The sequence below is a fragment of the Coleofasciculus sp. D1-CHI-01 genome (genome assembly GCF_040218875.1).
Taxonomy (GTDB): domain Bacteria; phylum Cyanobacteriota; class Cyanobacteriia; order Cyanobacteriales; family Coleofasciculaceae; genus Coleofasciculus.
Genome location: NZ_JAVJQP010000107.1, coordinates 78,379 through 86,578, shown reverse-complemented (window position 1 = coordinate 86,578; position 8,200 = coordinate 78,379). Strand labels below are relative to the sequence as shown.

General features: G+C 45.7%; 9 protein-coding genes. 7 read left to right on the top strand and 2 right to left on the bottom strand.

The features are described from left to right. Positions 1 to 427, top strand: a 427-nt coding sequence (locus tag RIB93_RS19685) for a zinc ribbon domain-containing protein (protein ID WP_446374770.1), incomplete at its 5' end; no start/stop codon positions are given. Positions 428 to 554: 127 nt separating this feature from the next. On the opposite strand, the gene RIB93_RS19680 is transcribed toward RIB93_RS19685, so the two are convergent. Further along, the gene (locus RIB93_RS19680) at positions 555 to 1,112 is read right to left on the bottom strand and encodes a hypothetical protein (RefSeq protein WP_446374768.1); all 558 of its coding nucleotides are present in this window, start codon (positions 1,110 to 1,112) and stop codon (positions 555 to 557) included. A gap of 394 nt (positions 1,113 to 1,506) precedes the next feature. On the opposite strand from RIB93_RS19680, the gene RIB93_RS19675 reads away from it, so the two are divergent. The 3 genes from RIB93_RS19675 (at position 1,507) to atpC (ending at position 4,916) form a co-directional block, all read left to right on the top strand. After that, complete coding sequence (locus RIB93_RS19675; RefSeq protein ID WP_446374766.1) at positions 1,507 to 2,556, top strand: choice-of-anchor L domain-containing protein; 1,050 nt, start codon at positions 1,507 to 1,509, stop codon at positions 2,554 to 2,556. A gap of 216 nt (positions 2,557 to 2,772) precedes the next feature. Continuing rightward, the gene (gene atpD, locus RIB93_RS19670; RefSeq protein ID WP_446374774.1) at positions 2,773 to 4,221 is read left to right on the top strand and encodes a F0F1 ATP synthase subunit beta; all 1,449 of its coding nucleotides are present in this window, start codon (positions 2,773 to 2,775) and stop codon (positions 4,219 to 4,221) included. A gap of 284 nt (positions 4,222 to 4,505) precedes the next feature. Continuing rightward, the gene (gene atpC / locus RIB93_RS19665) at positions 4,506 to 4,916 is read left to right on the top strand and encodes an ATP synthase F1 subunit epsilon (RefSeq protein ID WP_446374764.1); all 411 of its coding nucleotides are present in this window, start codon (positions 4,506 to 4,508) and stop codon (positions 4,914 to 4,916) included. Positions 4,917 to 5,073: 157 nt separating this feature from the next. Here atpC and RIB93_RS19660 read toward each other — a convergent pair whose 3' ends face one another. Beyond that, positions 5,074 to 5,373, bottom strand: a complete 300-nt coding sequence (locus RIB93_RS19660; protein WP_006103218.1) for a 30S ribosomal protein PSRP-3 — start codon at positions 5,371 to 5,373, stop codon at positions 5,074 to 5,076. Positions 5,374 to 5,520: 147 nt separating this feature from the next. Here RIB93_RS19660 and RIB93_RS19655 point away from each other — a divergent pair, with 147 nt between their 5' ends. The 3 genes from RIB93_RS19655 (at position 5,521) to RIB93_RS19645 (ending at position 8,118) form a co-directional block, all read left to right on the top strand. Next, complete coding sequence (locus tag RIB93_RS19655; protein WP_446374762.1) at positions 5,521 to 6,336, top strand: TIGR01548 family HAD-type hydrolase; 816 nt, start codon at positions 5,521 to 5,523, stop codon at positions 6,334 to 6,336. An 86-nt stretch (positions 6,337 to 6,422) separates the two neighbouring features. Continuing rightward, positions 6,423 to 6,614: a hypothetical protein gene (locus RIB93_RS19650; protein WP_446374760.1), complete on the top strand. Its 192-nt coding sequence runs from the start codon at positions 6,423 to 6,425 to the stop codon at positions 6,612 to 6,614. Between the two features lie 310 nt (positions 6,615 to 6,924). Next, the gene (locus tag RIB93_RS19645; protein ID WP_446374758.1) at positions 6,925 to 8,118 is read left to right on the top strand and encodes a D-Ala-D-Ala carboxypeptidase family metallohydrolase; all 1,194 of its coding nucleotides are present in this window, start codon (positions 6,925 to 6,927) and stop codon (positions 8,116 to 8,118) included. Positions 8,119 to 8,200: the final 82 nt, after the last annotated feature.

Genomic DNA, 8,200 nt, shown 5'->3' with positions numbered 1-8,200 from the left:
CAAGGGTATGACTCGGAAGGCAAAGAAGGGTAAGCGTCAGAAACAGAAAGCCGGATTAAATCGGTCTATTCTTGACGTTGGGTTTGGTATAGTCGGTGATTTATTAACCTACAAATCGGCTGAGGCAGGTGGGTTTTATGTTGAGTCACCAACTAGGACGCTCAAGCCAATTCAACGGTGTGCTAAATGTTGGGAATTAACGCCTAAGACTTTGAGCGATAGAGTCCATATTTGCTCTAATCCCGACTGCAAGCACGTTAAAGATAGAGATATCAATGCCGCTCAAGTTAATGAGATTTGGGCAAGGGGTTTGGAACGAACTTCTTTAGACGCAGAGCTGCCTAGCTCTACTGATTGTGGAAGCATGAAGCAACTAGGAGCTCAGAAGCGTCAGAAACGACGACTTACTTCGTTGAAGTCGTCGTAGTTCATTAAAATATAGTGCTGCGGAGAGAAGTTAGAACATCAGTTGATCCCAAGAGGGAATAGAGAACAGGGAACGGTTTTATGTAGTGCGAGCGTCTCGCTCGCTATTTTGTCTTAGACAAAAACGGTTAATCCGACAAGAGTTGCACCACAAACTCAGCCGCCGTCAGATAACGTCGCCATTCTCTCCCATTCTTAACTCGCTGCACCCACCACCCTGGACAACTATCCGGCTTTTCCCATAATTTTAGATGTTCCACTGGGGGGTCAGCATAAAAACGACTGTCACCACTTCCCAATAAGGCGGAACTCCAGTGGGTAAAATAATCGTGACTCAGCCGATGAATGGGAAACGTTCCATATAAGGGTACACCCCACCCATCCAACGCCACCAGCGCTTTCACGGTTCCCCCAAGCATCTGCCATCCCCATGCTGCACCAATCGCACCAACTACTCCGGCGCTAAAACTGATAAAAGTAACAGAGGTGTTCATTAGAGTAAGATGACGCTGTAAATAGTTCAAAATATGAATCGCTGAATAAGCCGGATACTCGTGGCTGGGAAAAAGTAATAGTTGCTGAACACGCTCTACATTGCCAGAGTCACAGCGTTGTAACCCAGCTAAAAACTCGTGTGTCAACTGTGAATTGTGAATACCGGGACAAATGATAACTGCTTTGTGCATAATGGTGACGTAGTTTTATTTCTGCCTTCTTGCACTAGGCACTAGCGTAAAATATTAGTATTGGAAATAAATGTGCTAAATCACGTCTTTTTAGCATACAGTTTTAATACTGAACCACCGTCCTCCACAAATACTCCTCATACAAGGTGGCTGCAAATACTAATCTATTACAATTCCCGTTGGTTTCTGATCCCCAGGGGTTTCTGCTCAACGTTAGAGGCGATCCCTCAATTATTTTGTTTAGATAGTAAAATGGAGGATAACAAGAAAACTCTCTAATTGTAAATCTTTAACATAACTTTACATTAGTGTATTATTTCTGTGAAGACAAGCCATAAAGCTTGAAATCAACCAGACGACTGTGCAACTATTTTCCTTGAAGGAGGGAAAAACAATGGGGCTTCTACCAATCAAGACAACAACGACCACTATTGCAACAACGGCTCTTCTGAGCTTGTGGGGACTGCCAGCGATGGCATTTACAATTACGCCCGGTGGCAATGCTCAAGATTTACTTGATGTGTTGTTAGGGGATACGACCGGACTGAGTAACTTTGGTTTAGCAGTTTATGATGATCTAGGCGAAGTGAATGATGAAGCCTTTGGTCTTTTCAACAACGATCCTTTCGGTCTGGGTGAGGGCATCGTTTTGAGTACGGGTAGAGTTGAAGATTTACCTGGACAAAACACGCAAGATGGAGGAGTAGATTTTCACGGGGGAGATCTCAGCGACTTGAGTACAGATTTTGAGCCACAAAGCCCTTCCTATGAACAGAGGGAAATAGGGATGCAAGGGGATAACATGACTTTGGAACTCAGCTTTGATGCCGATAGCACAGTAGATAAGGTATTCTTTGAATACGTCTTTGGCTCGGAAGAATTTGTCGAATTTGGGGGGACGGAGTTCAACGACTCGTTTAACATGTGGCTGAATGGAGAGTCCTTGGCTATGTTGAGTGATAATCAACCCGTTACGATCAACAATTTAGTTCCTGACCCCAAAGACCCAACCTCGTATCACCCTGACTTTATTTATAATCCTGTCGGGTCTGGCGTCAATACAAAACTGGATGGCTATACCAAAAATTTGACCTTTGAGGGTCAGCTGATTAAAGATAGCACAAATACGATCAGGATTAATGTTGCAGATTGGGGTGATGGTATATTAGACTCTGCTGTCTTCATTAAAGGCAAGTCTCTGGGGACAAAACCGCCACAACTAAATCCTCAACCCAATGATGATCCGCCTGATGAATCCCCATTTCCCTCAGACGACCCTGTAACTGATCCGGGAACTGATCCGGGAAATTTATTTCCCCCAGATGACCCAGAACCCCAGAGTGTGCCAGAACCATCCGGCTTACTCGGATTGCTGGGAGTGGCAACCTTAGGGTTTCGGACAATGCTTAGACGCAAACAGAAAGCTCACTTACAAGAACACTGAATGCGATTAGCTAATTCCTCACGGGCTACTGGGTTGGCGATACCCATAAGTGGTAATCTAGAGAGCGGTATTGTTAAGCTCTTAAGCTGTGACAACTCCACACACTGACTCGATGGAGTATAGTGTGGGCTTCTAGAAATAGCAAGCCCTTTGTCACCTGAGTGCTTTATGAAGTCAGAAGCACGCTCGTTATCCCAGAATATAATAGATGCAAGCATGGTAGCCACCACAGAAAAAACAAACACCGGCGTTATTACTCAAATCATCGGACCTGTTGTCGATGTTGAGTTTCCTGGCGGCAAAATGCCCCGGATTTACAATGCTTTGAAAATCGAAGGCAAGAATGCAGCAGGACAGGATGTTGCCGTAACCTGTGAAGTGCAGCAGTTACTCGGTGATAACCAAGTCCGAGCTGTTGCCATGAGTGGTACGGACGGCTTAGTTCGAGGGATGGAAGCCGTAGACACTGGCACCGCCATTAGTGTTCCCGTAGGCGGTGCTACCCTGGGACGAATTTTCAATGTGTTAGGTGAGCCTGTCGATGAATTGGGTCCGGTCAATACCGAAGAACGATCGCCGATTCACCGTTCGGCTCCTAAATTCACCGAACTGGAAACCAAACCGTCGATTTTTGAAACGGGGATTAAGGTTGTAGACTTGCTGGCGCCCTACCGTCGAGGTGGTAAAGTTGGTTTATTTGGTGGAGCGGGTGTTGGTAAAACCGTTATCATTCAAGAACTGATCAACAACATTGCCAAAGCTCACGGTGGTGTGTCGGTATTTGGTGGTGTGGGCGAACGCACCCGTGAAGGAAACGACCTTTACAACGAATTTAAAGAGTCAAAGGTTATCAACGAAGAAGACCTCAGCCAGTCTAAAGTAGCGCTGGTCTACGGTCAGATGAACGAACCCCCCGGTGCCCGGATGCGGGTTGGTCTGGCGGCGCTGACGATGGCGGAACATTTCCGCGATGTCAACAAGCAAGACGTGCTACTGTTTATCGACAACATCTTCCGGTTTGTGCAAGCGGGTTCAGAAGTATCTGCACTCCTGGGTCGGATGCCTTCGGCTGTGGGATATCAGCCCACATTGGCTACAGAAATGGGTCAACTGCAAGAGCGGATTACTTCAACCAAAGAAGGATCAATTACCTCGATTCAAGCGGTTTATGTCCCAGCTGATGACTTAACCGACCCAGCACCAGCAACCACCTTTGCTCACCTGGATGCGACGACGGTACTCTCTCGTGCTTTAGCCTCGAAGGGAATCTACCCCGCTGTAGACCCCCTTGATTCAACGTCAACCATGCTCCAACCCAATATTGTGGGTGAAGAGCATTACCAAACGGCGCGTGCTGTCCAGTCAACCCTACAGCGCTACAAGGAACTCCAGGATATTATTGCGATTCTGGGTTTAGATGAATTGTCGGAAGATGACCGTCTGACAGTTGCCCGGGCGCGAAAAATTGAGCGTTTCTTGTCTCAGCCATTCTTTGTGGCGGAAATATTTACAGGTTTACCCGGTCAGTACGTTTCTCTTGACAAAACGATTAAGGGATTCCAAATGATTCTGAATGGAGAATTGGACGACCTGCCCGAACAGGCATTCTACCTGGTCGGTGATATTGATCAAGTGATCGCTAAAGCTGAGAAGATGAAAGGGTAATCCCTTCCGAGTTTTGACCAAGCCAGCCAGTTTGGACAACGTAAGCGGTTAATAGCTCGGATTGAGCCTAGTTCTGGCACAGACTTCCGAATACTTCCCTAGTTCGGACTATCTCGCTTGCCTAATTGGTTAGGCGTTGGGTAATACCAAGACATCTTGGACTGGGTAGGCGAAGGGACTTATTACAGGGCGAGCTGGTTCCTGGGATTATCTCCATTTAAAAACCAGCATTTAATTGTAAAGCTGTCTTATAAAGACAGGGTTTGGGACTCAAAGGAGTTTCGATGAGCTTAACTGTTCGAGTTGTTTCTCCCGACAAAATTGTCTGGGATTCTAATGCCGAAGAAGTGATTTTGCCCAGTACTACGGGTCAACTGGGTATATTGACGGGTCACGCCCCCCTGTTGTCAGCACTGGACATTGGTGTAATGCGAGTTCGTCCGGGTAAAGACTGGATACCCATCGCCCTCATGGGCGGATTTGCCGAAGTTGAAAATGATGAAGTAACCATTCTCGTTAATGGGGCGGAACAGGGAGAGACGATTGACAAGGAAGCCGCACGAGAAGCTTTCTCTCAAGCCCAAGAGCGTCTCAACCAAGTCCAAACCAGTGAGAATCGGCAAGAAAAAATTCAAGCCACGCAAGCTTTAAAGAGAGCAAGAGCTCGCTTTCAAGCGGCGGGTGGTATGGTTTGATGCAAATGTAGAGACGTAGCATGCTACGTCTCTACAAGTTGGTGTCCTCGAAATCGATGCCCGAACGAAAGACTGTAACACAAGCTACAAGATTTTCTCTGTTGTAGAGACATTCCGCCGGAACGTCTCTACGCACCGCTATGACTAAACCGACGATCTAGGCGCTACCTGTAAAGGTGACTTCTGGAAATTTTGCCTGCGCTTCATTCATGGGACGATTTTTACCTTCTTCTTGCCAGTAGTTAATCACTTCAGTCGCTTGGTTGAGCAACTCAACGCGATCCATTTCGCTAATCCAATGTTTGGCTTCCAGTTCGTTTTTGATTTGCTCCCAAGCATCGTTCCGGGGCCAGAAAAAGTAGGATGTCAGCGGGCTAGTTCCTTTACCCACGACTTGATCGACGGCGAGTGCCACATTCTCTTCTAACCAGAGAACTTTTAAGATAAATTTAGACAAACAGACCTCCAACAATAGATCAGGTATCTTATACTTAATGTACAATCAATCATTCTACAGGATAGCGTTGGTGAAAGCTCTCGTGATTTATCCGGGGGATAAAACTGCACGGCTTAAGCAACTGAGTTAGTCGTGGGAGTATTTACATTGACAACTTTAAAATCAAGAACAAAATCAGGGTCTAGACGAGCGATTGTCGTTTTCGATATTGATGGTGTCATCCGGGATGTGAGTGGATCTTACCGGAGAGCGATCGCGGATACAGTCGAGCATTTTACCGCCGGAGTGTATCGCCCGTATTCCGCCGAGATTGACCACCTCAAATCCGAAGGCTTATGGAATAACGATTGGGAAGCCTCACGAGAGCTCATCTATCGCCACTTTGAGCAGCGAGGTCAGGCGCGATCGCAGGTTGCCCTAGATTATGATAACCTGATTGCCTTTTTTAATGCTCGCTACCGAGGTGCTGATCCAAATCATTGGACAGGATACATCTGTGATGAACCATTACTCCTCAACCCCAACTATCTCGAATATCTAACCTCAGCCGATATTTTATGGGGCTTTTTTAGTGGGGCGACGCGAAATGAAGCACTTTATGCTCTTTCAAAACGTCTCGGTTTGCCAGCCCCCGTACTCGTGGCGATGGAAGATGCCCCCGGTAAACCTGATCCGACAGGATTATTGGCAGTAATTAACCAGCTTCAGCAACAGCACCAAATTGAGCAACCATTGCCTACCATCTATGTGGGAGATACTGTGGCAGATATGTACACAGTTAAAGCAGCCAAAACCCTTCATCCAGACAGAACCTGGGTTGGTGTTGGTGTTCTCCCGCCACATGTTCAGGAAACAGCAGAACGCCGTGAGGCTTATCAACAAACCTTAAAAAAAGCAGGGGCGGCTCAAGTTTTTAGCAATGTTGAGCAGATCACCCCAGAACAAATTCAGCAATTGGTGTGAGCTAAGCTGTTCGGCATTTAAACCTTAATGTCAATAATGACTTGTTAAGCTATATTAGTATTGCTATATTAGTATTAGCAATTTAGATGCCAAAAATAGCATGGTGTATCCACATAAAAGCAATGAATTTAGACTATGATACTGCCGTGATCATGCTAGCCATCACCTTTCCTTTAGTGATGACTTGGTTGCTCGTTAGTGGTGAATTAGAACTTTGGGCTTATTTAGGTATATATGGTATCTGTTTGTGGGGACTAGGAGCTTTAAAAAAAGAATAGGGATAACGGGGTCATTTTTCCGCGTTAGTCTGACAAAAAAGGAGTGATAAGTAGTCGGATAAAAGAAAACCGTACTATATTAAGTTTTACAAATAGCCCTCAAACCCTCTCTCAGTCTACTTTTGCATCAGCCTCACCTATCGAATCAAAAGCATGACAGCTTGCTGCATTGTTAAATTTATCATCCCATTAAAAACGCTAAAACCCTAATAAAAAGGGACGTTTACCCCCCCGAAGCCGTACCAGTCTCAATTAGAGCAGAGTAAAATATTAACTAGAGTTAATTGTTCCAAAAGGGCTAAACACAACTATGGACTTTCGCCTCAAGACACTCTTACCTGACTACGAAAAAGCCTTCCTGACCTGTAACTTACAAAAAGAAAAAGAATCCGAAGTTCAGCAAGTTGTTGAGCGAATGAAGGATCTGCGACAACACTATGAAACCGTTGAACAAGCGACAGGCATTCCATGGTGGTTTGCAGCAGTTCTTCACTACAGTGAGTGGAACCTCCGCGAACCTGACTTATTTGTGAAAAAAGTGACAGAAATTTTACTGGCTAAGGAGTTCCATAAAGCCCGAACTCGCACCCTCGGTGCTTATCTGTGGGGGTTTGACTTGTGGAATGGATTTAGACATGGAGTGGGAGATGAATCCGAGTGGGTTTGGGGTGGCACCACGGTTCTGAAGCATCCATCAACCACCATTGGAGCAGCGGCGATTGTTTACTATCTCCAATCCCAGAAAATCATTGATATCCCTAAACCGGGAACAGGCATTAAAATCAAGGTCTTATCCGATACAGTATTTAAAGCGCGACCCGATCAATCATTTCGGCTCAAACCAGAAGAAAAAATCACGGTAAAAGGGGGTACTCGCCTGGAAATTATTGAGGATGATCCTTCTGAGGGAGGACACGTCAAAGTCCTGTTACCCGATGGAGTTTTGTTAGGGCAGAATAATCAGAGTGATTGGTATGTTTTCAAAGAACATATCGAAATTCAGGGAACGGAACCGAATAATCGCCCCAGCGATAAAGCAGAAGAACCCGAAACTAAAATTGCTTCACCAAATAAAGGACGTCCCATCACCGTACCCAAATTAGGAACAGTCTATCTGGGAAATCCAATTCTCGAAGGTGGACACTTTAGTTGGGCGGAAGCGACAATGAATGGCTCAAGGATTCCCGTGAATAATGAAGTGGTTGAGGGGATTTTGAGAGTGGCTCATGTGATGGAAGAAGTGAGAGAATATTTGGGTACTCGTCCGATTACTATAAATTCTTGGTATCGTGATCCAGTAACTAATCGTAAAGTCGGAGGGGCAACAAAATCCAGGCATTTAGTTGGTGATGCTGTGGATTTTGTGGTTCAAGGAATCTCCCCACCCCAAGTTAATCAGCGCCTAGAATCCTGGTGGGGAAATCGGGGTGGATTAGCTAGTGCTAGCTGTTTTACCCATATTGATGTGAGAGGGTATCGCGCTCGGTGGAGCTATGGATTTTGAGTTAATGCGTGTCTTGGGGGGTCTTCCGTAGTTAGTGTGCTAAATTGTTAGTTTGATTTGTCCAAATATTGGACAGCAATAG